The 22,410-nt window shown below is 59.1% G+C and carries 17 protein-coding genes; 8 read left to right on the forward strand and 9 right to left on the reverse strand.

Annotation, left to right across the window (positions count from 1 at the left end):
- Positions 1–52: 52 nt before the first annotated feature.
- The 6 genes from HQL56_02150 to pyrF form a co-directional block, all read right to left on the reverse strand.
- Positions 53–805 carry a molecular chaperone TorD family protein gene (locus tag HQL56_02150; protein ID MBF0308317.1) on the reverse strand — a complete coding sequence of 251 codons (753 nt, stop codon included), beginning with the start codon at positions 803–805 and terminating at the stop codon, positions 53–55.
- A 444-nt stretch (positions 806–1,249) separates the two neighbouring features.
- On the reverse strand, positions 1,250–2,116 hold the full coding sequence (locus HQL56_02155) for a hypothetical protein (GenBank protein MBF0308318.1): 867 nt from the start codon (positions 2,114–2,116) through the stop codon (positions 1,250–1,252).
- A gap of 13 nt (positions 2,117–2,129) precedes the next feature.
- Positions 2,130–3,257, reverse strand: coding sequence for a dehydrogenase (locus tag HQL56_02160; GenBank protein ID MBF0308319.1), 1,128 nt, complete (start codon positions 3,255–3,257; stop codon positions 2,130–2,132).
- Positions 3,258–3,282: 25 nt separating this feature from the next.
- Complete coding sequence (locus tag HQL56_02165; protein ID MBF0308320.1) at positions 3,283–6,765, reverse strand: molybdopterin-dependent oxidoreductase; 3,483 nt, start codon at positions 6,763–6,765, stop codon at positions 3,283–3,285.
- A gap of 259 nt (positions 6,766–7,024) precedes the next feature.
- Positions 7,025–9,775 carry an SPOR domain-containing protein gene (locus HQL56_02170; protein MBF0308321.1) on the reverse strand — a complete coding sequence of 917 codons (2,751 nt, stop codon included), beginning with the start codon at positions 9,773–9,775 and terminating at the stop codon, positions 7,025–7,027.
- Positions 9,776–9,812: 37 nt separating this feature from the next.
- Positions 9,813–10,748 (reverse strand): orotidine-5'-phosphate decarboxylase, encoded by a 936-nt coding sequence (pyrF, locus tag HQL56_02175; protein MBF0308322.1) that lies wholly within the window; start codon positions 10,746–10,748, stop codon positions 9,813–9,815.
- A gap of 298 nt (positions 10,749–11,046) precedes the next feature.
- Here pyrF and HQL56_02180 point away from each other — a divergent pair, with 298 nt between their 5' ends.
- From HQL56_02180 to HQL56_02210, 7 genes are all read left to right on the forward strand, one after another.
- Positions 11,047–11,562, forward strand: coding sequence for a hypothetical protein (locus HQL56_02180; protein MBF0308323.1), 516 nt, complete (start codon positions 11,047–11,049; stop codon positions 11,560–11,562).
- Positions 11,563–11,602: 40 nt separating this feature from the next.
- Positions 11,603–12,574, forward strand: a complete 972-nt coding sequence (locus HQL56_02185) for an alcohol dehydrogenase catalytic domain-containing protein (protein MBF0308324.1) — start codon at positions 11,603–11,605, stop codon at positions 12,572–12,574.
- 131 nt (positions 12,575–12,705) lie between these two features.
- Positions 12,706–13,719, forward strand: a complete 1,014-nt coding sequence (locus HQL56_02190; GenBank protein MBF0308325.1) for an ABC transporter permease — start codon at positions 12,706–12,708, stop codon at positions 13,717–13,719.
- Positions 13,720–13,762: 43 nt separating this feature from the next.
- On the forward strand, positions 13,763–14,485 hold the full coding sequence (locus HQL56_02195) for an ATP-binding cassette domain-containing protein (protein MBF0308326.1): 723 nt from the start codon (positions 13,763–13,765) through the stop codon (positions 14,483–14,485).
- A complete protein-coding gene (locus tag HQL56_02200) occupies positions 14,463–15,506 on the forward strand; it encodes an MCE family protein (protein MBF0308327.1) in 1,044 nt (347 codons plus the stop codon). The genes HQL56_02195 and HQL56_02200 overlap by 23 nt, the downstream gene beginning before the upstream one ends.
- A 1-nt stretch (position 15,507) precedes the next feature.
- On the forward strand, positions 15,508–16,116 hold the full coding sequence (locus tag HQL56_02205) for a membrane integrity-associated transporter subunit PqiC (protein ID MBF0308328.1): 609 nt from the start codon (positions 15,508–15,510) through the stop codon (positions 16,114–16,116).
- Positions 16,117–16,142: 26 nt separating this feature from the next.
- A complete protein-coding gene (locus HQL56_02210) occupies positions 16,143–17,348 on the forward strand; it encodes a methyltransferase domain-containing protein (GenBank protein MBF0308329.1) in 1,206 nt (401 codons plus the stop codon).
- 35 nt (positions 17,349–17,383) lie between these two features.
- Here HQL56_02210 and HQL56_02215 read toward each other — a convergent pair whose 3' ends face one another.
- The 3 genes from HQL56_02215 to HQL56_02225 are packed head-to-tail and all read right to left on the reverse strand — an operon-like array spanning position 17,384 to position 19,884.
- Positions 17,384–18,196, reverse strand: a complete 813-nt coding sequence (locus HQL56_02215) for an autoinducer binding domain-containing protein (GenBank protein MBF0308330.1) — start codon at positions 18,194–18,196, stop codon at positions 17,384–17,386.
- Positions 18,197–18,221: 25 nt separating this feature from the next.
- A complete protein-coding gene (locus HQL56_02220) occupies positions 18,222–19,040 on the reverse strand; it encodes an autoinducer binding domain-containing protein (GenBank protein ID MBF0308331.1) in 819 nt (272 codons plus the stop codon).
- A gap of 25 nt (positions 19,041–19,065) precedes the next feature.
- Complete coding sequence (locus HQL56_02225) at positions 19,066–19,884, reverse strand: autoinducer binding domain-containing protein (protein MBF0308332.1); 819 nt, start codon at positions 19,882–19,884, stop codon at positions 19,066–19,068.
- Positions 19,885–20,727: 843 nt separating this feature from the next.
- Between HQL56_02225 and HQL56_02230 the strand changes: the two genes are divergently transcribed.
- Entirely contained in the window at positions 20,728–22,401 is a 1,674-nt protein-coding gene (locus HQL56_02230) for a diguanylate cyclase (GenBank protein MBF0308333.1), read from the forward strand.
- The last annotated feature ends 9 nt before the right edge of the window (positions 22,402–22,410 follow it).

Raw genomic sequence — 22,410 nt, forward strand, 5'->3', positions numbered from 1 at the left:
CATGATGGTCCCCAGACCCCTGCAATAATGCAAAAATGAAACAGAAACGGAATTACACCAGCGGTGCGGATGAATCGTCCTGGATCTCATCCCTCGGACAGGTGAAGGTATCTCCGGTAACCTCCTCGTCCGCAACCATCCGGGCCGAGAAGGGCTGCGGGGTCACCCCGAGACGGGTGCATTCGTCGGCGATGACGGATTGCAGTAGTTGCCCTATGGCGGCATGCCAGGATTCCGCACCGGCCTGCTCCCGGATGGAGGCCACCAGCGGGGGGATCCAGCGTCCCAGGTGTTCCACCAGGAATTTTTCGCCCGCCTGGGCGGCGATCTCCGCTTGTTCGCTCCAGCCTTCCGCCAGGGCGTAGGCTTGCTTGACCAACACCAGGCTGTAAAATTCCAGTTCCATGCACAGGTGATCCGGCAGATCCGGTTGGGCGGGCGACGGCTCCAGCCCGAAGGCTTTGTAGAATCCCCCGATATCGGCCAGTTCCACCGGTTGGCCCCCCATGCGGCGTCCGTCGCCGTAGGCGGTTTCGTGCAGGGAGCAGACTCCCTTGGCGGTGAAGAGACGGATGTGTTCCCCGGCCAGTTCCTCTTCGGTGCAGTCGGAGAGGAGAGCCAGTGCGGCTTCCAGCGCCGTGCGGCTTTCCGGGGAGAGGCCGGGGCGATCCAGAGGGGTGGCCTCCTGCTGCAGCAGTTCGATATGGCCGGGATGGGGGTAGGTGAATCCGCGCGCCAGCCAACGCAGCACGGCGGCGGGAACCAGCAGGGATTTCAACTGTTCGGTCGAGACTTCAGCCGTCATGATAAACCCTTCTTAGACAAGTGAGGCGAACTAGGATGGTTTAATTTTTCGCCGTTCAATATGTTGCCTCTAAAGTAGCAAAAATAGAAAATGTTCTATCCTTTGATTTGTATTTTATTAATGAAAAAATAAAATACTTCTAAAGCTATGGTTAAAATAAATTAACTATTCAGATAAACGGGGGTTCGGGGGGATTACGTCCCCCCGATGGGTCCAGAGCAGCGCCCTTGGCCTTGCCTTTTGCAGATGACACGGTCGTGTCGCGCTGCATAAGGGCCTGAATAGTTACCAGAAAACAACGTCAACGGACAGAACATTTTCTTTTTTTGATTTCTAAAAGATAAAATATTACAAGGCCAGAGCAGCTCCGCCTCCTTCCGGGGCAAAAAAAACCGGGAAAGGCATACTCGCTTCCTTTCCCGGTTTTCGCAACCCTGAAAAATCTTAACGATCCAGGCTCAACGGCACCCAGTCGGACCACGCCTTGCGGGAACCCACTTCCGCTTCACTGCCATCCCACACTGCAAACGCCATCACGGAATTGGCGCCGGGCAGCAACCGGGGCCCGTTGGCCCCATCCGGACCCATGGGGGCGGTGATCACCACATGCCACATCCCATCCCGCCAATAGCCCTTGCCGTCCGCTTCCTGATGTTGTTTCACCGTCAAGGAGCCGAAACCTTCGGCCAACTGGTCCAACACCGGGCTGGCGCGATGTTTGGCCACCGGGTTGTCCATTCCCACCGCACCGGCGTAAGGCCGCAAATCGATGGTCTTCAACACCTGGTCAGGATAAAGATCGGCCACGGCGTTGGGATAAAGGTCATGCACCTCGATGTCCCGACCCCGATCAAGATCCGCCTGGAAAGCCGCCCGCCACTGGATGATGTTGACCCGCTCACCCGGAGCGCCCATCATCGGATTGGCGGGAGCGTCCGGCTTGAAAACCACCGGGAGCTCGATGGCCACCTGATCACCGAAACGATCCACCACCACCGTGTCGTTGCGTGAGGGATCCTTCCATTCGATCAACACGCCCAACCATTCTCCATTATGTACGGAACGAACCGTCATCTCCTTGATGGAGGGGTTGGCGTTTTGCGGTGTGGCCACGGTTTGGGCGGCCATATTCACCGTAACGGGCTTCGCCGAGTTCCAGACAGGGGAAGAGGGATCCAGAATCGGACCATCCCCCTTCACCCGGGCTGCCTGCAACCCTGTTGCCGGATCCGCTCCAACGGCGGTACCCACCGTGCCCGCCAGTCCCGCGATGCTTGCCGCCAGGAAAAGAACCTTCTTGAATGCACCCATGGGTCCGCTCCGTTCAGGTCATGTTGCTGCGATAGGTTTGATGCTTCTCGTCGAATGCCGTGCGCAGGAAGATGGGCTCCCGGAAAGGCACGCGGGCGAGTTCATTGCCCTTTTCGTCGAAACCGATGGCAAAGGCATCGTTGACCTTGAAATGATGAATGATCATGGGGGTGCTGCCGAAAAGCAGCAGGGCTCCCAACAGTTTCTTGTCGTCCGGGGCCTTGCGATAGGCCGACACCGCCAGATCGACCTTCGAGCCGAAGAGCTGCTTCAGGTAGGGCGATGGGACATGGATCGGCGGAATGTAGTAAACGTTCGGTTCCAGGCCCAGTTGCGGATAGAGCGGCTTGGCCACCTTGGTCATGTGGACCAGGTAGTCGATGGGGTTGTCATCCCGTGCCTTGGACGGCTGGGAGATGAATCCCTGCAGCCGGATCTTTCCGATGCAGGTCATGGTGCATTGGGTCTGCCGCCCGCTTTCAACCGCCGGATAGCAGCCGACGCACTTTTCGGAGGTGCGGGTGATGGCATTGAAGAAAGGCTTCTTGTAGGGACAGCCCCGCACGCATTCGCGGTAGCCACGGCAGCGTTGCTGATCGATGAGAACGATGCCGTCCTCCTTGCGCTTGTAGGCCGACTGCCGGGGGCAGGCGCCGACACAGGCCGGGTAGGTGCAGTGATTGCAAATACGCGGCAGATAATGCATCCACTGCATGTGGGGCATGGTGATATGGGCGCCCTGGGTCATGATGCCCGCCGAGTCGTCTTCGCTGACGTTCGGGTTGGCGTAGTCGAGATCTTCCGGCAGATAGCCCAGAACCCGTTCGCCATCCGGAGCCGCTTCGAAGACCGTCTTGCCCTGATAGATATCCCCTTCGATATCCTGAACCCCCATGCGATCCAGGATCTTCACGTCCCAGCCAAGCGGGTAGTAGCCGTAAGGCTTGGTCTCGACGTTGTTCCAGAACATGTACTCCTGGCCGCGTCCCGAGGTCCAGGTGGTCTTGCAGGCCACTGTGCAGGTCTGGCAGGCGATGCACTTGTTGGTATCCATGATCATGGCAAACTGCTTTTCGGGACGCGCCTCATCATAGAGGTATTCCATTTCGCGGCCAATTTGCCAGTTAAAAACTTTCGGCATGGTCGGGACTCCTTGGCTGTCGGTCTTAGGCTTTGGTGATCTTCACGAAACCGCCCGCAACATACTGCTTGAGGGCGGGTCCCTCATTGCCGGGCCGGAATCCCAGCTCCGCCGGACGCCACTTGCCCTTGCCCCCGATGCCCCCGTCCTCCGCCTTGGTCAGCTTGGCCAGGGATTCGCGGGGAGCGTTGGTCACGCAGTGGACATCCACGTTGAAGCCCTTGGTCACCTCGTTGGTCCAGGATTTACGGGTGATCAGGGTGGCGGTTTGATGGGTCGGCTTCAGCCAGGAGCGGGTCAGGCTTTGATGCCCACCGTAGCGGAAGAGCGACTGGTAATTGGTTTCGGCATTTTTGGCCACGCCGTCGGCACGGGATTCGTGCGCCTTCACGGAACCGGGGGTGGCCATGTAACCGTTGAACCACATGCGGGTGACTCCGCGCGGCGTGCCGGGATAGTAACGCGCCCGGCAAAGCAGTCGGGCCACCTTGTACTCGGCTTTGCGCTCCGCCTTGTCCCAGCCCCGGAAGGGCAGGTCCTTGGGGTCGCCGTCGATGTGGACGTAATCGCCGTCTTCGATGCCCAGGGCGCGGGCATCCTCGGGATTGATGTCCACATACATCTCACCCACGGAGGGCATGCGCTTGTCACGACGATACATGTCACCGAACGGTCCGAAGAGGATGGACATGAAATCGGTGTCGATGGGCGTGGTGTGGGCCCCGTGACGATACTTCGGCGTGATGAACAGGTACTTGAATCCCTGATCGAAAAGGGGATGCTTGGACCCGGCCAACTCGTCCGCCGTATAGGTGGTGTTGCGCATCTGCCGTGCGGTGTGGGACTTTTCGTCCGGTCCGATGCCCCAATCGGCGGGTTTCTTGGCCCGGATGGCGGCATGGGGAGCGGCCAGAATGGCGCACGGATCGTGGAAGGTGGCTTCGGAGGGTTCCCGATGCACGATCAGGTTCTCACCAGCCTCGATGAACTCCACTTCCGGACGGTAATACTCCAACCGACCCGTCTTGGTGTACCAGGGACGGGACTCCGTCACCTGTTCGTAGCTGTTGATGCGCGGATAGGTGCGGGTGTTCAACAGGGCCGGAATACCCAACTTGGCCTGTTGTTCCAGCTCGGAGAAATTGTAGCCCCGCAACGGCGTGGAGCCGTCGATGATGCGTTGCAGGTAGACCTCGGGGCGATTGTCCGCCAGGAAGTGCCACATCTGCTCGAAACGGGCATCTCCGGTCAACTGGGTCAGTTGCTGCGCCACACCTTTGTAGGTGTCGGTATCGGGCACCGTCTCGAAGTTGCGACGGATCGGGGTGCGCGGATAGGGTTGCAGGAACGGGTTGGTGTTGGAGGCGGTCATGTCCGGAATCTTCATCTCCATCCACGAATCCACGCCGTAGACGATGTCGGAAAATTCGCAGGAGGCCGTCCACCACCACTCGTTGTAAACCACCACCTCCACCTTGGGCAGGGTGTTGAACACCACGTCGTACATGCCCTTCTGGTTGCCGAGGCTGGAGTTGGAGTTGACCTGCCAGATGGCTTTGGTGGGGGTGGGCATGTGGGCCCCGGCGGTGATCTTCTTGTTGCCCGCCTTCATGACCCGTTCGCCGTTGGCCCAGTAGTGCATCGATTCCGGACGCAGATAGAGCTTGACTTCGGGTTTGCCTTCCGCATCCAGCTGGGGCTTGAAGGGGTTTTCCAGCGTCCAGCTCGGCACGCCGGAGAAGAGGGTGTTCTTGTAGGTACCCGCATAGGAACCCACGTTACCGCCATGGCGTCCAAGGTTGGCGGTCAGGCCCGCCACCAGGAAGATGGCGCGGTCCTTGTTGTCGTTGTTCCACATCTGGTTGGGACCCATGCCGGTGGCGAAAAGGGTCTTGCCCTTGTTGGCGGCGATATCCCGCGCCAGACCCTGAATGGCCGAAACCGGGGCCCAGGTAACCTTGCTGGTCTTTTCCGGCGTCAGGTTGGCATCCAGGTACTCCTTGATGAGGTCCAGCACCGGGCGGCAGGTCACTTTCTTGCCGTCCAGCAGGGTGACTTCAAAGCTGCCGGAGAGGGCGGGGTCGATATTGAGCTTGTCGAAGTGGTCGCCCACCTGACCATGACCGACGGCCACGGGTTTGCCACCGCTCCACATGACGAAATCGGCGAACTCGCCCGCCAGACCTTCCGGAATCTGCATGCCCTTCTGTTTGAGGGTGGGGGCGGCCTTTTCATCCTTGGGAATGACGGTGGTCCAGTTGGTCAGGGCCGATTGCTGATGGCCGGGAAGGCAGTCCGAGGCCTTCAGCCGCTCCAGGGTATCCATGCGCACCAGGGTGCCCAGGTCGGTGAAGCGTTTCACGAAGGAGGCGTCGTAGAGTTTTTCGGACAGGATGACCTGAGCCAGGCCCAGGGCGAAAGCCGGGTCGGTGCCGGGACGGATCACCACCACTTCATCGCACTTGTTGGCGGTGGAGGAGTACTCGATGGTCACCGCAACGGTCTTGGCTCCCTTGAGGCGGGCCTCCGTCAACCAGTGGCCGTCCGGCATCTTGGTGGAGATCCAGTTCATGCCCCAGGGGATGATCAGATTCGAGTTCTCGGTATCGAACAGCTCGAAATCGTTGGTCTGCTCGCCGGTGACCATGGGATGGCCCGGAGGCAGGTCGGTATGGAATGAATAAGAGTCCCAGGAACCGCCACCCTTGGCGTCCTTGGGGTCCACCTTGCGCAGATGGGAGTCCAGCAGGGCCATCGAGTTGCCGAAACGGAAGGCGCCGAAGATACGCAGGGCCCCCTGTTTGGCCATGCCGCCGCGGAATTTCATCACCCGGGTGCCGGCCCCGCCGACCGCTTCCACCATGTCGGGATCGTAGCCCTGCTCCAGCAGATACTTCTTTCCGGTATCGCCGTTATAGGTCTTGGCGATGTTGTAAAGCACCTTGGCGTGATACTGGTAGGCCGTTTCGTGGGAGACTTTGACCCAGGAGTCCCAGCCGCGACGCATCAGCTCTTTGGGAGCGGCGCCGGTTTTGGGATCGCGGGGGAATCCCTTGTCCACCCACTCCTTGAACCCTTTGCGCAGGAAGGCCCCGCTGACGCGACGGTCGCCGTAGAAGCGACGGGCCAGCACCAGCCCCTTCTGGCAGCAGCGCGGATCCCATCGATGGGTGGCCTGATTGCCGTAGAGATCCTGGGCCTTGCCGTAGCCATAGGTCGGCTCGATGCGAACGATGACATCGTTCTTCACGAAGGCGTTCAGCAGGCAGTTGTGGGTGTCGTTGGGACAGCACATGAAGACGAAGGTCTTGTCGTGACGGAAAATATCCCGGTAGATGCGTTCCCAGTCCCGGTTGGGATAGCTGGCCAGTGGATTGTCCACCGAAGTCGGGGAGAGAAAACGGAATCCCGCCATCAACTCCCCTGGAACGGCCGCGGCTCCCAAGCCGACCGCGCCCGCAACCTCCATGAATTTTCGCCGCGACAGCTGCGTCTCTTGCGAATCCATCCTGTGCCTCCCGTCAGTTCGAGGGTCTTTTCAACGGCTTTGCCCGTTCCTCGCCGTAGCGGGAAAGGGTACAACGATTTCGGTCGGATTTATCGCGAACGAGTCTCGATAAATCCGCAAATATCGTGAAAATTCCTAACGCCGGATAATTTATCGCTCAACATGTGGTTGAAAGCAAACATTTATTTCTGTGAGGAGAGAGTATAATTTTCAGGAAAAATTGATCTGCATCAATGCGGGACGGTAGGAGATCTGCCTGTCAGCGAGGGGAGGCGGGGCGACGCAACGGTTGGGGCAGCGGAGTGGGAGGTTTGCCGGAAGGTGGAGGTGAAACCGATGAAACGGTCGCCGGGGCGGGGTTCTCTCCTGCGGGTGCGGTGACCGGATAGGCATCCAGATTCGGTATCTGCTTGCGCAGCCGCAGCAGTTCCTGCTGAGCCTCCTGGCGGGTGGCGAAGTTCCCGGTGACCAGGGCCATCCAGGGGCGTCCTTCCTTGGGAAGGTGATCGACGATGCGCGATTCGATGCCCGATTTGCGCCATTTGGCTTGCGCTTCCAGGATTTCCGCCTTCTGGTGAAAGGCTCCGAGCTGTAGAGCATGCACCGAAGGCGGCGATTTTTCAACAACGGGCGACGGTGGTGTAGACGTGGTTGCCGCAGCGGTTTCCGAGGGGGAGGGGGCAAGCGGTTGGACCGGGGGCGGAGTTTTCACCAGGAAGACATCCTGCTGGGGAAACTTCTGACGGAATTCGCCCAGGGCTTTGTTGGCCGTGGCCCGGTCCGGGTAGTTTCCCGTGACGATGGCGTGCCAGACGCTACCGCTTGAGCTGGTCTTTTCCTGGGTGCGGGCGGTAACGCCACGGGCTTTCCATTTGTTGAGCGCGGTCGAGGCCTCCTCCTGGGTACGAAGGGATTGCAACACCAGGGCGAACGATTCGGAGGCCGTGGCCTCCCGGTTGCCGGTTTGGGAGGGCAGGGTTTTCGCCGATGCCGAGGGGTGTCCCAGGCGATCCGGAGTGAGGGAGGTGCTTTCGAGGCTGATCTTCATGGCCGAAAGCAGGGAGTGCAAGGTTTCACTGCGTCCCTGCAAACGGCGGGTCAGACGCACCTTGCCTTCGTTCACCTCGACATTGTCGCTGGCCAGATGCTGGGAGTCGGTCAAAACCATCTTGGGAACCGACAGGCTGTCGCCCAGCCCGAGGGGCAACAGGCGCACGTCCCGAATGGTTTCGGCACCGCTCCGGGGAACGCGAACGCTCTGCAGCCGGGCTGCCCCGATGCTGGAGATGCCGGGTTGGCGGGCCTTCAGATCGCGGAAGAGTACCCGCTCGCTCTGAAAGATATCGCCTCCGGCTCCTTCGTGGGAGAGTACCACCCGGGTGGCTTCCAGTCGTCCCTGGGCATCCCAGGTGGTGGTGTCTCCCAGATTGGCGTTGATCTCGCCACTCCACCAGGCACCCTGATGAACCAGTTTCCAGTGCCGGGAATGGATATGGCTCTCCAGTCCGGTGGCATTGGCTTGTCCCCGGATGGCCAGGGATTGTTCCAACTTGTCCGTTGGCTGCAGGCGCAGCTGCCCGCGCCAGCGAAACAGTTTCTCCGCCAGGGTTGCGGAGGGATGGTTGGCTTCCAGCTTGCGCAGTTCCAGATTGCCCCGGTAGAGCAGGCGGGAGTGGCCCTGGGCGTTGGGTCGTCTGTCCATATCGATTTTGGCATTGAGCCCCTGATGGGACAGATCCAGTTTGGCTGAGGGCCAGTTCAGTTTCATGGCCTGTCCCTGCAGATCGCCCTGCACCTGCCAGCGGGCTTGGGGTTCGTCCGCCGGGGTGTGCCATTTCGAACTGCCGTTCCAGCCCAGGCGTTCTTCGCTCAATTCCACCTGGTCCCATTTCATCTTGATGTTGCGCAAGGCGAAACGGGAGGATTGGGTCAAGGTGGGCTCTTTCTCCCTACCGGGACCGTATAGCATCTCCAGTTCGCCTCGTCCGCTTTCCAGTCCGATGGCGATTGCGGAGCGGGGAAGGTTGAGAGAGACTTCCCGGCCCTGGAAGTTGCCCTGGGCGTTGATGCGCGGTTCGGCTTCCGGGAAGAGGGTCATGTCGAGGGTTCCCTCCCAGTTCAACGACTCCTGGGAGAGGGAGAGGGCTTCGGAGGCCAAACGCCCATTCTCCACCTGCAGGGCTCCGCCCTGCCGCAAACGCAGTTTCACGCCGGGTTGCCGCTCCACCTCGATCATCGAATCCATCTTGACCCTTCCGGACAAGTCGTTGGCGAACGGGGCCAGCCGTTTGCCCAGCGGCGCCAGCTCCAGACCGGAAAGGATGACCCGCAGGTTTCCCGTCAGATTGCGGGTGAAGGGTTGCAGATTGCCGAGGATGCGGGCCGAAGCGCCGTTGATGTTGCCTTCGAAGGTGAAGCGGGCCGGGGTCAGCGGGGAGAATCCCTCCGATTCGAAGGTATCGACGCTGACATCGAGTTGCATCTTCTCGTCCTGCCACTGGATCTGGCCGTTGCGCAGACTCATGCTGCGCAGGGAAAAGCTCCAGGCTTCCCCCTTGTCCGCCAGCGGATCGTCCGGGGGAAACAGGGCGGGGAGCCAGGTGAGCAGGGGCGCCAGATGTCGGGTTTCCAACAGGGGGCGGTTGATGTCGAGATGGTGGATGATCACCTCCCGGCGCCACAAGGCTGACAGGGAGATCTTCAACAAGGCGTCTTCGATGCCCGGATTGCGGCTGGAATGGGGATCGAGGTTCAGCTGACGCACCCGCAGGCGACCCGAAAAGGGATTGAAGGCCACATAGCCCACTTTGGCGCCGGTGATGCCCCCCAGGTCCAGGGCCTGCTCCAGTCCCCAGCGCAAGGCCAGGGGCCAGGAGAGGGCCAGAATCGACAGGCTCAGGGTGATCAGCAGGGGGGACAGTACCCTGAAAAAGGGGCGCGGCGGGTCTTCGGAGGTGAAATACAGCTCCTCCGGACGATTATCGGTATCAATCGGGTCGGTGCGAATCATCGGGAATGTCCCCGAGGCGTCGCCAGGGTGAACTTTCTCAATCATGCCCCAAAGTGGAGCGAATCAGCTCCTTCATGCCGCGGGCGGCTTCGGAAGCGGCCCGGGTGAGTCGGTTGCGCCAGTCCGGGCGGTCCAGCTCCTCCGGAGTGCAGGGGTAGAGGATGTTGCGGGACACGGCGGCATAGGCTCCCAGACCATCCGCACCCGCACCCGCCCGGATGGCGGCCACCGAACCGGCCTGGGGTCCGATGCCGGGCATGAGGAACAGGGCCTGGGGGGCCAGGCGACGCAACTGGGCCGCCGTTTCGGGATAGGTGGCCCCCACCACCATGCCCACCCGGGAATAGCCGCTGACTCCGCGCCAGTTGGCTCCCCACTGGGTGACCAGTCCGGCCATGCGGTGGCAGACGGTTTCGCCGCTGCCGGCCAGGGTCAGATCCTGCAACTCACCCGAGGAGGGATTCGAGGTCTTGGCCAGAACGAAAAGACCCGCATCCGGATCGGCGTCCAAAAAGGGACGGATGCCGTCGGAGCCCAGATAGCCGTTGACGGTCATGGCGTCGGAGCGCCAGGGATTGGGGGTGCCGAACAGGGGTCGTTTCGCCGCCAGCCAGGCATTGGCGTAGGCGCGGGCGGTATGGGCCACATCGTTGCGTTTGCCGTCCAGAATGATCAAACACTCGTTCTGTCGCAGGTGTTCCAAAGTACGTTGCAGAGCGGACATGCCCTCCAGGCCGAAACATTCGAAAAAGGCCGCCTGGGGCTTGTAAGCCACGGCGATGTCCCGGGTGGCATCGATAATGGTGACCAGATACTGGTATAGTGTCTCCTCCAGGGCTCCCGGTTGCGGACTTTTGCCCAATTCCCGTTTCAGAATCAGGGGGAAGTGGTCCAGGTCGGGATCGAGTCCCACGATAACCCGTGAAGCGTAGTGACGGGCTCTGTCAACGAGCCGATCGGCGAAATGGGGCATGGATGCTCCTGAATGGCTGGAGGAATCTCCCTACCATGGCTTTATGGATTGGCTGGGCTGTGGATTCAAGAGAAAAAAAGCAGCCCGTCACCCGGATGTCCACCTGTCAGGAGTTTGGCTGGAGGAGTGTCGCTCTCCTTGACACCCGGCCTGTCGGAATTTCCGCCGGGATTCCGACAGGGGGCCAGGGAAAAGCCCCGGGGCAATTTAACATATTATGGCCCACCATTTGCTTTAACCCTGTCGAAGCGGTTATTTGCGTATCTGGACTTTCACTCTTGGTTTTGGGGCGGCGAACATGACACGGCAAGCAATCGACATGGAGAAGTTGGTCAAGGTTCTCAACATGATCTCTTCCGATCAGGAAGGGGAAGTCGTTACGGCGGCCCGGATGGCCAGCCGCATGTTGCGCCGGGCGCAGATCCGTTTCGAGGATCTCCTGCAGCCGGCCGAAGAGGGTGAGGAGTCGGTTTGGGAGGAGATGGAAACCCGCAAACTGGCCTGTCTGCGCGAGGAGTTCGACAATCGCTGCAACAGCCTGCATGCCAATTATACCCAGGAGATCTTCCGCCTGAAGGCTCAACTCGATATGGCGCAGGAGCAGAACCGTCGCATGGCCGAGGAGCTGCGCGCGGAAATTCGCCTGGAATACGAGCAGGAACTGCAAACCCTGACCCAACGGGTCAACTGGTGGAAATGGAAGGCTCAACAGAGCAATCCCTCGGTGCGCGGCGATGAGGCCAAGAACGGTGGGGGGCTCTTCTCCGGCGGCGTGGACTGGTTTCGCAAGCGGCCCGCCATGGCCGGTTCCTGATTGAACGTATCGAAGGACGTCGGGCATGTCGGAACGCACCATGACGGGAGTGATCTTCGACGGTAACGAGCTGCGGGTGGATACCCGACTGCCGATGCCGGTTCCCGCTCCCGGAGAGGCTCTGGTGAAGGTGACGCTGGCCGGGGTCTGCCGCACCGATCAGGAGATCGTGCGCGGCTATGGAGGTTATGCCGGCGTCTTGGGGCACGAGTTCGTCGGCGTGGTCGAGGAGGCGCCTGAAGCCCGATGGATCGGTCAACGGGTGGTGGGGGAGATCAACTGCCCCTGTCACGATTGCCCGCCGTGTCGTCGCGGGGATCGCATCCACTGTCAAACCCGCACCACCCTGGGCATCCACCATCGCGGCGGCTGCATGGCCGACTACCTTGTCCTGCCCCAGGAAAACCTGCATGCCGTGCCTTCCCACCTCTCCGACGAACAGGCCGTCTTCGCCGAACCTCTGGCGGCGGCGGTGAGTGTGACGCAACGGGTTCACATCCATCCGGAGGCCCGGATTACCGTGGTGGGTGACGGACGACTCGGACTGCTGGTTTGCGCGGTGTTGCGCCTGACCGGTTGTCATCTGCGTCTGGTGGGCAACCATCCGGCCAAGATGGGCATCGCCTCCGGCATGGGCATCGAGGTTCTCCCGGCTGCCGATGTCGGGCATTCCGAAACCGAGGATGTGGTGGTCGAGTGCAGCGGCACCACCGCCGGAAGAAGTCTGGCCCTCTCCCTGGTGCGCCCGCGTGGCACCCTGGTACTCAAGGGCACCCATGTGGAATCGGGTGGCCTGGATGCCAATCGCATCGTGGTGGATGAAATCCGTCTGCTCGGATCCCGCTGTGGTCCCTTCGCCCCGGCTTTGCGACTGCTGGCGGCGGGTCTGGTCAATACCGAACCCCTGCTCGAAGGGGTTTGGCCCCTGCGTCAGGCGGTGGCGGCCTTCGCCAGGGCCGAAATGAAGGCGGTGTTGAAAATCCTGCTTCGTCCCTCCGGAAGGTCGGCATGAGTTCGACTCCCTCCGGCCCGGCCTGGACCTATCGTCTGGAAAATGCTACCTCGAAAATCGCCTTGCTGGTTCTCTCCGGTTGCTGGGAGACCCGTGCCTCCCCTCCCGAAAGCCGGGTGGTGCTGGGGGAGATGCGGGGACTGGGGGTTTCCGGGATCCTGAAATTGAAGGCCGACGGGGTGGAAAAGTGGGATTCGGGCCTGCTGGTCTTCCTCTTCGGGCTGGAACAGGCGTGTCGCGAGAGTGGCATCACCCTGGAAACGGGTGGTCTGCCGGAAGGCATCCGTCGTATCCTGGCCCTGGCGGCCAGGGGACGCCAGGCTGCCGGAGAGTCGGCGCACACCGGCCCGGAGAGCTTCCGGTCCCGATGGCGTAAGCGACTCGTCACTTTTCGGGACGAAAGCGCCGAAACCCTGGGTTTCGTGGGGGAGTGTCTGTCCGCTTCGGGGCAACTGCTTCGGGGCCAGGCCCGCATGCGGGGTTCCGACCTGATGGCCCTGATCGCCGAGTGCGGGCCGGGTTCCCTGCCCATCGTGGGGCTCATCGCCTTTCTGGTGGGCATGATCCTCGCCTTTGTGGGAGCCTTGCAACTGTCACCCTTCGGGGCTCAGATCTACGTGGCCAACCTGGTCGGTCTCGGCATGGCCCGTGAGATGGGCGGCATGATGACCGCCCTGATCATGACCGGTCGCATCGGCGCCTCCTATGCCGCGCGTCTGGGCACCATGCAGGTCAACGAGGAGATCGACGCCTTCTCCACCCTGGGGTTGCAACCCGTGGCCTTTTTGGCGTTGCCCCGCCTTCTGGCGCTCTTTATAACCATGCCCTTTCTCTGCCTCTTCGCCGATTTTCTGGGCATGCTGGGAGGCGCGGTGGTCGGAATCGCCTTCCTCGATCTGGAGACCCATCAATACCTGATGCAAACCCGCGAAGCGGTCGGCCTGAAGGATTTGGGCGCCGGACTGGTCAAAGCGGCGATATTTGGTCTGCTGGTCGGTTTGGCGGGCTGCCGCAAGGGACTCTCCTGCGGACGCAGCGCCAGCGCCGTCGGCGACGCCGCCACCGGGGCCGTGGTCACCGGCATCGTCTACATCGTTCTCTCCGACTCGCTGCTCACCATGATCTACTCCCGGCTGGGGTGGTGACATGTCCCTCCCGGTTCCCACCCTGGAAGTGCGCAATCTCACCATGGCCTACGGGCGGCGGGTGATCCAGAAGAACCTGGACTTCACTATTCCCAAAGGCACGATCTTCATCATCATGGGGGGCAGCGGCTGCGGCAAAAGCACCCTGTTGCGCCACCTGATCGGTTTGTCCCGTCCGGCGGAGGGCGAGGTGTTCCACAACGGAACCTCCTTCTGGGAGGCCTCCTCCCAGGAACGCGCCCGCATGCAGCGCCGCATCGGCGTCCTCTACCAGGGTGGGGCCTTGTGGAGTTCCATGACCCTGGCGGAAAATGTCGCCCTGCCGCTGGAGGAGTTCAGCGAACTCTCTCCCGCGCGGATTCGGGACGTGGTGGCTCTCAAACTGGCTTTGGTGGGACTTGGCGGTTTCGAGTCCTACTACCCCTCCGAAATCTCCGGCGGCATGCGCAAACGCGCCGGCCTGGCCCGGGCCATGGCCCTCGATCCGGAGATCCTTTTCTTCGACGAGCCTTCCGCCGGATTGGATCCGGTGAGTTCCCGGCGTCTCGACGAGCTGATTCTGGAGTTGCGGGAGGGTCTCAAGGCCACCATCATCATGGTGACCCACGAGTTGCCCAGCCTGTTGCTGCTGGGAGACGACGGCGTCTTTCTGGATCCTGTGAGCCGCACCATGATCGCCCGTGGGGCTCCCAGGGAGTTGCTCGCCACCTGCACCGATCCCCGGGTGCGGGAGTTTCTCACCCGTGGGGAAGCGTCCGGCGGTTGATCGGGAGAGGGCTATGCGCAAGGAGAACAATTATACGGCCGTCGGGGCCTTCGTGGTGGGCGCCACCCTTCTGGTGGGCGTGACCCTGGCCTTTTTCGGCAATCGCAACGTCCTGGCCAGCAAATTGACCTATGTGGCCTACTTTCCCGGCAGCGTGAAAGGCCTGCAGATTGGTGCGCCGGTCTCTTTCCGGGGCGTCAAGATCGGCTCGGTGACCGACATTCGTGTCCTGGTGGGGCCGGAGATGCCCAATCAGCGCATTCCCGTCTATCTGGAGATCGACCCGGAGCGCTTTTCGGACGGATCGGGCAGCGGTCTTTCCGAGGTGGAAAAACAGAAAGCGGTGATCAACGATATCTCCCCGCAGCGGGGCATGCGCGCCCAGCTGCAGATGCAGAGCCTGGTGACGGGTCAACTCTTCGTCATGCTCGATTATCTGCCGGATACCCCGATTCATCTGGTCACCAACGGGGAGCCGGTGCCGGAAATTCCCACGGTGGCGTCGGGATTGGAGCAGTGGACCGAGAAGCTGGAGAGTCTGCCGCTCGATGAGCTGGTGGAGTTGACCCTGAAGAGCATGCGAGGTGTGACCGAGGTGGTGGCGGGTCCGCTTCCGGGGCGCATCCTGGAGGAGACCCTGGCCACGGTGATCGGAGCCAAAGCCCTGGTGGAGGAGAGTCGCCGTCAGGTAAAAGGGGTGGGCGGGGAGATGACGGCCACTCTGGAGGCCAGTCGCGTGGCCCTGCAGGAGGTGACGGTCACCGTCAATCAACTGCGGCGCACCACGGCCCATACCGGGGAGCAGTTGGATCCGCTGCTCAAGTCGGCGGTGGCCACCCTGGATCAGGCCCGCAAAAGCATGGTGGCTGTGGAGAGTCTGACCGGCGAGGGCTCGGAGACACGGGTGCGGTTTGGTCAGGCCATGGATCAGGTGGCGACGGCCGCCTCGGCCCTGCGGCATCTGGCCGATTTTCTGGAGCAGCGTCCCGAGGCCTTATGGCGCGGGCGGGGAGGGGAGTGAGATGAACGCCTTGGCTCGTAGCGGTTTGGCGCTGGTATGGCTTCTGCAGGCCTCGTGCGCTCCGACGACACCCGCCACCTTCTATCTCCTGACGCCGGTGGCGGAAAGCCCCGTGGTGAACAGTCTGGACGGTCCCTGGCTGGGGGTGGGGCCGGTGAGCCTGCCGGGTTATCTGGACCGTCCGCAGATGGTGTTGCGTCAGGCCAACCGGGAACTGGAAGTGGCCGGTTTTCACCGCTGGGGCGAACCCTTGCGGGAGCATTTCCCCCGGGTGCTGACCGACAACCTGGTGCGGCTGTTGCCCGAAGCGAGGGTATCGAGCTACCCCTGGCGGGGACAACTCGTTCCGGGGCATCAGTTGACCGTGGAAGTGCTGCGATTCGATATCGACGCCGACGGCAATGCGGTGCTGGAGGCCAACTGGGAACTGTTGGCCGGGGAGAAGCGCACGCTGCTGGCCCGAGGACGGGAGGTCTATCGGGAATCGTCCGCCCTTGGTGATCATCATGCCCAGGTGGCGGCCTTGTCCAAGGTGTTGGAAACCCTCTCCCGCCGTCTGGCCCGGGAGGCGGCGCTGCAGTTGAAAGTGATCCCGCCTTCGGGGAGCTGAACGCTACGTCCAACCAGGAGGAAACGATGTCCAAAAAGAAGAATCATGGTGGAATCTTTCCTTCGCCGGGAGGCCACCCCTCCACGGACAATCGCAATCTGAACTACTATCTCGAATACGACATCATGCCTGGCCGGCAGAATCTGCGGGAGGGATTCCACCTTTTGCAGCAGAGGGCCGGACTCTTTCGCCAACTGGGCCTGCCCCCCGCCTTGCTGCGGGGCAGGAAAGTTCTGGATCTCGGTCCCGGCGACGGCAGCAACGCCGTTTTCGTTCATCGGCTGGATCCGGCCCGCCACCTTCTGGTGGATGCCAACTCCTCGGCCCTGCGCGCCACCGCCGGACGACTGGAGGCCATCCATTCCGGTGGATACGAACTCAATGCCTCCCTGATAGAGGAGTTCGATCCGCAAACGCTCTTCGACGTGGTGCTGTGCGAAGGGGTGATTCCCTGGGGGCAGCCGGAGCCACGTCCCTTTTTGCGGCGGGTGGCGGAGTGGGTGGCTCCGGGCGGGGTACTGGTGATCACCTGCATGGATGGCATCTCCATGACGGCGGACATGTTGCGCCGGCTTATGGCGACGTGTCTGATCGAACCCGGTTCGGATCCCCGCGAGGCGGCCCGCAATCTGGCGCCCCTCTTTTCCCGGCACCTGGTTCATCTGGCGGATATGACCAAGTCGGTCGAGGAGTGGATTCTGAGCAACCTGCTGCAACCGCTGGTGGGTGGTCCCCTCTCCATCGACGATGCGCTGGAGGAGTTGGCCTTCCGCTTCGATCTGCTGGGCTCGTCGCCCCATTTCCTGACCGACTGGCGCTGGTACAAGTCGATGCGCGGCGCCAGCGCCGACAATATCTCCGAAATGCAACACCGGTTTGCCACGGAACGCCACAATCTGATCGATTACCGTTATGTGTATGCCCCGCGCTCCGTGCGGGACAACGAACGCCTTGCCGCCGCATGTGAAGCCTTGTGTCAACAGGTGTTGGCCTTTGCGGAGGCTCCGGGAACGGAGGCGCTGCAGGAGATCGAGTCGCTGCTGGGGGAACTGGTTCGGGAGGTGGAGTCCTTCGGTTCCGGGACCGCCCACGCAATGAGTGCGTTTCACCGGGGGCTGGCTCTCTTCCGGGAGGAGGGACGGTTTCCGGAGATGCCCGAGTTCGATGCCTGGTTCGGACGCACCCAGCAACATGCCAGTTTTCTGGCCCGGGATCTTCTGCCGGGAATTTGACCAACTACCCATCGAAACACAGGCCTGTTGTCCGTTCAGATGATCTTGTAGGCCACGGCGCGGGCCACCGCCTGGATGCGGTTGTTGGCGCCGAGCTTCTCGCTGGCGTTCGTCAGGTGGGCCACGACGGTTCGTTCGGAGATGTTGAGGATTTCGCTGATTTCCCACGCCGTTTTGCCTTCCGAAGCCCACCGCAGGCATTCCCGTTCCCGAGGGGTGAGGTGCAGATTCTCCTTGAAGAAATCGCGCCATTTGGCCAATTCCATGGCGCGGTGATGGACATAGGGGACCAGTCCCTGGGCCAGTGCCGCGCACAGGCGGCGTCTGGCATCGGGATGGTCTTGAACCCGATTGCTGGAGTATGTGAGAGAGGCGGCCTCTCCCTGGGGACCTTGAATGCCAACGCTAAATCCGGCCAACAGATCAAAGTTAATCCAATTATAGATAATTTGTAATTTAATAATGCTTTCTGTCGGGGCGCAGTTTAGGACATGATCGAGCCATTGCTCCTCATAAAGTATTGGTTGGGGGTATCGCCAGCAGTGGCGAAGTCCTGGATCGTAGTTATAGTAGTTATTGTCTTTGTACATTAACAAAATTTCATCTTTCCAGTTGGATAAAAGAATATAACAGTCATTATTTAATTTAAAGGGATTGCCAAGACGCATATAATGCATATCGATATCTTTTGCCCTATATTGGTTCGCGGAGGGGAAGTGAACGGCATAAGAGAATAGGTCGTAGCCGAGAGCGGAGCCAAAGCTGGCCAGAAGGTCGTACATTGCCTGCATAGTTTGTGTATTGATTGCTTTTTCGATGAAATCGCTCAATTGCTGTGAAGTGATCATGCGGGTGTCTTTCCAGGTGGTTCGATCAAATCAATTTATACGCCACGGCGCGGGCCACCGCCTGAATACGGTTGTTGGCGCCGAGTTTTTCGCTGGCGTTCGTCAGGTGGGCCACGACGGTTCGTTCGGAGATGTTGAGGATTTCGCTGATTTCCCACGCCGTTTTGCCTTCCGAAGCCCACCGCAGGCATTCCCGTTCCCGAGGGGTGAGGTGCAGATTCTCCTTGAAGAAATCGCGCCATTTGGCCAGTTCCATGGCGCGGTGATGGAGATAGGGGAGCAGTCCCTGGGCCAGTGCCGCGCACAGGCGGCGTCGAGCGATGGGGTGGTCCAGTACCCGGTCGGAGGAGAGGGAAAGGGTGGAAGCTTCCCCCTGAGGCCCCTGGAGTCCGACGCTGAGTCCTGTGAGCATGTCGAAAGTCAGCCAGTCGTAGAATACCTGTAACTTTCCAGCTGCCTGAATGGGATGACAATTCAACTGATGATCAATCCATGATTCCTCATAAAGGGTTGGGATTGGAGATCTGAAGGAGTGTTGAAGGCCTGGATCCAACGTGAAGTAACCTTTATCCAGATACCTGATGGCACAATCCTTTGAAAAATTATTCAGGCAAAGATATGGGTATCCGTCCTGGGATACGATATGTCCCATACACAAATCATTCAGATTAAGGCGATGAGGCGCTAAACCCGGAAGGCTGTTCGGGGGAAATCGGACCGTGTAGGCGAAGAGGGAATAGCCCAAAGAGTCGGTGAATGTTTTCAGAAGGGTATGCAGGGCTGCCAGGTCCGGGGAGACTATGGCCTTTTCGATGAAATCGCTCAATTGCTGTGAAGTGATCATGCGAGCGTCTCTCCAGGCGGTTCGATCAAATCAATTTATACGCCACGGCGCGGGCCACCGCCTGAATACGGTTGTTGGCGCCGAGTTTTTCGCTGGCGTTCGTCAGGTGGGCCACGACGGTTCGTTCGGAGATGTTGAGGATTTCGCTGATTTCCCACGCCGTTTTGCCTTCCGAAGCCCACCGCAGGCATTCCCGTTCCCGAGGGGTGAGGTGCAGATTCTCCTTGAAGAAATCGCGCCATTTGGCCAGTTCCATGGCGCGGTGATGGAGATAGGGGAGCAGTCCCTGGGCCAGTGCCGCGCACAGGCGGCGTCGAGCGATGGGGTGGTCCAGTACCCGGTCGGTGGAGAGGGAAAGGGTGGCAGCTTCCCCCTGAGGCCCCTGGAGTCCGACGCTGAGTCCTGTGAGCATATCGAACTGGAGCCAATCCAGTAGAACCTGTGTCCTGGCAATGGCGAGGGATGGGTGGCATTCCAACTGATTAAAAAGCCAGGATTCCTCGTAAATGAGAGGAACTGGAGAGTTCCAGGAATGGTTAAGTCCTGGATCACAAGTTAGGTATGATTTATTTAGATAGTTAAGCATTAATTGTTTATCAAAGTTAGTAATGCAAATATAAGGAATATTATCCTTTGAGAGGGAGCTTCCTTTGCAGAAAGTATCTACGTCAAGTCGATGTGGCGAAATACCCGGAAGGCTGTTCGGGGGAAATCGGACCGTGTAGGCGAAGAGGGAATAGCCCAAAGAGTCGGTGAATGTTTTCAGAAGGGTATGCAGGGCTGCCAGGTCCGGGGAGGCTATGGCCTTTTCGAGGAAATCGCTCAATTGCTGAGAAGTAATCATTGTGAACTCTGAACAGGGCCGACTCGTGGACGCGCTCTCCTTGTCTCGCTCCTCCTCGCGGAGGGCGGACCAGGATAATGTGATATTTCGATGGAATTAGCAATAAGGCATGCGTTTGACCTCAAAGCATCTTATCATCTCCCAATAGCATGCGAAATTGGATAACAGTATAATAATAAAAGTTATTTACAGAGTCAAAGAATTTTCTTTTGCCAATAAAGCAATAGCGGAAATATTTAACTAAGTTGTTTTTGTTCGCACTACAAACCATGTAGAAATGAAATTAATAAAGAACTTATAAAGAACTTAACGTGGGAATTTTTTTTGTGTGACGGTATAAGCCCCCTTTATGGCGTGATTTTCACTCGCTCCGAGCTCCAAGGAGTAACTGTTACTTTCATCAGTCGTCATTATTATGTTGACGCTCCTGAAACGTTCAAGGGGTGTTATTGGAAAGGAGTGGCGAAATCGTGAGGTGCGGTTGGATAATTGATATGTATATTCTGTTCCAGTTTTGGTCGTCTCGATGTAAATATGACAGATTCTCTTCTGAAATATATTATAAAAACAAACAAATAACAATAAATAAACTATAATAATTATATATTTTATTATTTGAGTTGTCGCTTGTGCCGATGGATGGCTCCCTCATGGTAAGAAGTTACAATACCGGCTCCGGTTTGGCTGGACTAACATGTCGGGAATTTGGGGCAGATTTTGGCCAAGATGGATGTGGGTATCATATTGGGCACAATTTGAATTTCCAGTTTTGTGGATGGATGCGGTCACATTTGAATGTATATATATTTTACTGATTTTGTGCGGCAACAGGAGGCTCACCCAGTGAAGGCACGAATATCTGCGACAGTCGAAAATGGGTATGGGGCCAGTGACGTTCGGCGAATTATTAATCAATCCAAGAGTAAAAAACAAGCTATCAGACGCCTGTCTGCAGAACTGATTCAAAAACACCATCTATTGAATGTCTTTTATGGTTATGGACAGGCAGCAGCAAGCGCGTCATCCGAAAAGGAATTATATTCCCAGTTCTGCGATTTTGCGGTGAAACAAGGGGGTTACCTTCTCGTCTGGGTGGGTCTCAAAAGGGATGATCAATACCAGACGGTGGAGCCCGTGGCCTGGGCGGGGACAGGCTCGGATTACCTTCGAGAGCTTTCCGTGGATTGGTCGGAGAGAGGGAAAAGTGCCCAGGGTCCGACCGGAAAGGCCATACGAAGTGGGCAAAGTCACTTTTGCCGCAATATGGCGGTGGATCCGGCCTTCCGTACTTGGCGGACAAAATCCGGATGCTTTCGATTCGCCTCTTCACTGGCAATTCCCATCAAAGAGGGCCAGACGGTATGCGGTGCCATCAACTTCCACTCCGGAGTGGCCAATGCCTTTCATCCCATGGAGGTGGATCATCTGGAAAGGATTACCGCCCAGATTTCCCTCTGGGTTCGTTTCTTCCGGGAATCCGACAGAGCCCTGCGGTTGGACGAACTCAACCGTCGGGCGTTGGAGTCTCGCACGGCCATCTCCGCTTTGCTGGAAGCCTCTCTGAGAGATCTGGATACCAATAGTCTGTTGTTGGCCGCTTTGCAGGTCATTCTCTCCGTTCCGTGGTTGTCTCTTGAATCGAAAGGCTCGATCTTTCTTGCCGATCCGTCGACTCGAACTCTGCGCATGGCAGCCCAATATCGCATGGCTGCCATTCTTCTGGATCGATGCCGCACCATTCCCTACGGATACTGTCTCTGCGGTCGGGCGGCGGAGCAACGGCATATTCTCTTCACGGACCGGGTCGATGAACATCACGAGGTGACCTTCGATGGCCTTCAGCCTCACGGTCACTACTGTGTCCCCATAATTTCCAACGACACGCTGTTGGGTGTCCTGAACCTCTACGTGGCACAAGGCCATATTCCCACTTCAGGAGAACAGGAGTTTCTCTCGATGGTGGGTAACACCCTGGCCGGGATTATCGAACGCAAAGCCATCGAAGTTGAACTCCATCAACAGGCGCGCTTCGACAGTCTGACGGGGTTATTGAATCGGCGCAGTTTCCATGACGAGATGAATAGGGAGATTCTTAGGGCTCGAAGGGAAAATAAGGTATTTGCCCTGCTCTATATCGATTTGGACGGCTTTAAAAGGGTGAATGATATAAATGGCCATCCTGTCGGAGATGAGGTGTTGCGCATGGCTGCGGTGCGGATTGCCGCATCAGTGCGAGGTTCCGATACGGTTGCTCGCCTCGGGGGTGACGAGTTTGGTGTTCTTCTCGTGGGGTTGATCGATGAGAACGATACTCTGGCAGTAGCCAATAAAATCGTTGAACAAATTGGTAAACGATTCATCGTTGGCGGAGTCAATTGCCATATTGGTTGCAGTATTGGCATATCGCTTTATCCCGCTCATGGAACCTCCCTGGAAGAGATGGTCCGGTGCGCGGATGCGGCGCTCTATGCTGCGAAACGAGGTGGTCGCAATTGTTTTAGGATATATCCATTATAAGTTATGAAT

The sequence above is a fragment of the Magnetococcales bacterium genome, assembly GCA_015231925.1.
Classification (GTDB): domain Bacteria; phylum Pseudomonadota; class Magnetococcia; order Magnetococcales; family JADGAQ01; genus JADGAQ01.

Bases quoted from the DNA above. Each gene is read 5' to 3' on its own strand.
- HQL56_02150 (MBF0308317.1), bottom strand. From the start codon at position 805: ATGACGGCTGAAGTCTCGACCGAACAGTTGAAATCCCTGCTGGTTCCC.
- HQL56_02155 (MBF0308318.1), bottom strand. From the start codon at position 2,116: ATGGGTGCATTCAAGAAGGTTCTTTTCCTGGCGGCAAGCATCGCGGGA.
- HQL56_02160 (MBF0308319.1), bottom strand. From the start codon at position 3,257: ATGCCGAAAGTTTTTAACTGGCAAATTGGCCGCGAAATGGAATACCTC.
- HQL56_02165 (MBF0308320.1), bottom strand. From the start codon at position 6,765: ATGGATTCGCAAGAGACGCAGCTGTCGCGGCGAAAATTCATGGAGGTT.
- HQL56_02170 (MBF0308321.1), bottom strand. From the start codon at position 9,775: ATGATTCGCACCGACCCGATTGATACCGATAATCGTCCGGAGGAGCTG.
- pyrF (MBF0308322.1), bottom strand. From the start codon at position 10,748: ATGCCCCATTTCGCCGATCGGCTCGTTGACAGAGCCCGTCACTACGCT.
- HQL56_02180 (MBF0308323.1), top strand. From the start codon at position 11,047: ATGACACGGCAAGCAATCGACATGGAGAAGTTGGTCAAGGTTCTCAAC.
- HQL56_02185 (MBF0308324.1), top strand. From the start codon at position 11,603: ATGACGGGAGTGATCTTCGACGGTAACGAGCTGCGGGTGGATACCCGA.
- HQL56_02190 (MBF0308325.1), top strand. From the start codon at position 12,706: ATGCGGGGACTGGGGGTTTCCGGGATCCTGAAATTGAAGGCCGACGGG.
- HQL56_02195 (MBF0308326.1), top strand. From the start codon at position 13,763: ATGGCCTACGGGCGGCGGGTGATCCAGAAGAACCTGGACTTCACTATT.
- HQL56_02205 (MBF0308328.1), top strand. From the start codon at position 15,508: ATGAACGCCTTGGCTCGTAGCGGTTTGGCGCTGGTATGGCTTCTGCAG.
- HQL56_02210 (MBF0308329.1), top strand. From the start codon at position 16,143: ATGTCCAAAAAGAAGAATCATGGTGGAATCTTTCCTTCGCCGGGAGGC.
- HQL56_02215 (MBF0308330.1), bottom strand. From the start codon at position 18,196: ATGATCACTTCACAGCAATTGAGCGATTTCATCGAAAAAGCAATCAAT.
- HQL56_02220 (MBF0308331.1), bottom strand. From the start codon at position 19,040: ATGATCACTTCACAGCAATTGAGCGATTTCATCGAAAAGGCCATAGTC.
- HQL56_02225 (MBF0308332.1), bottom strand. From the start codon at position 19,884: ATGATTACTTCTCAGCAATTGAGCGATTTCCTCGAAAAGGCCATAGCC.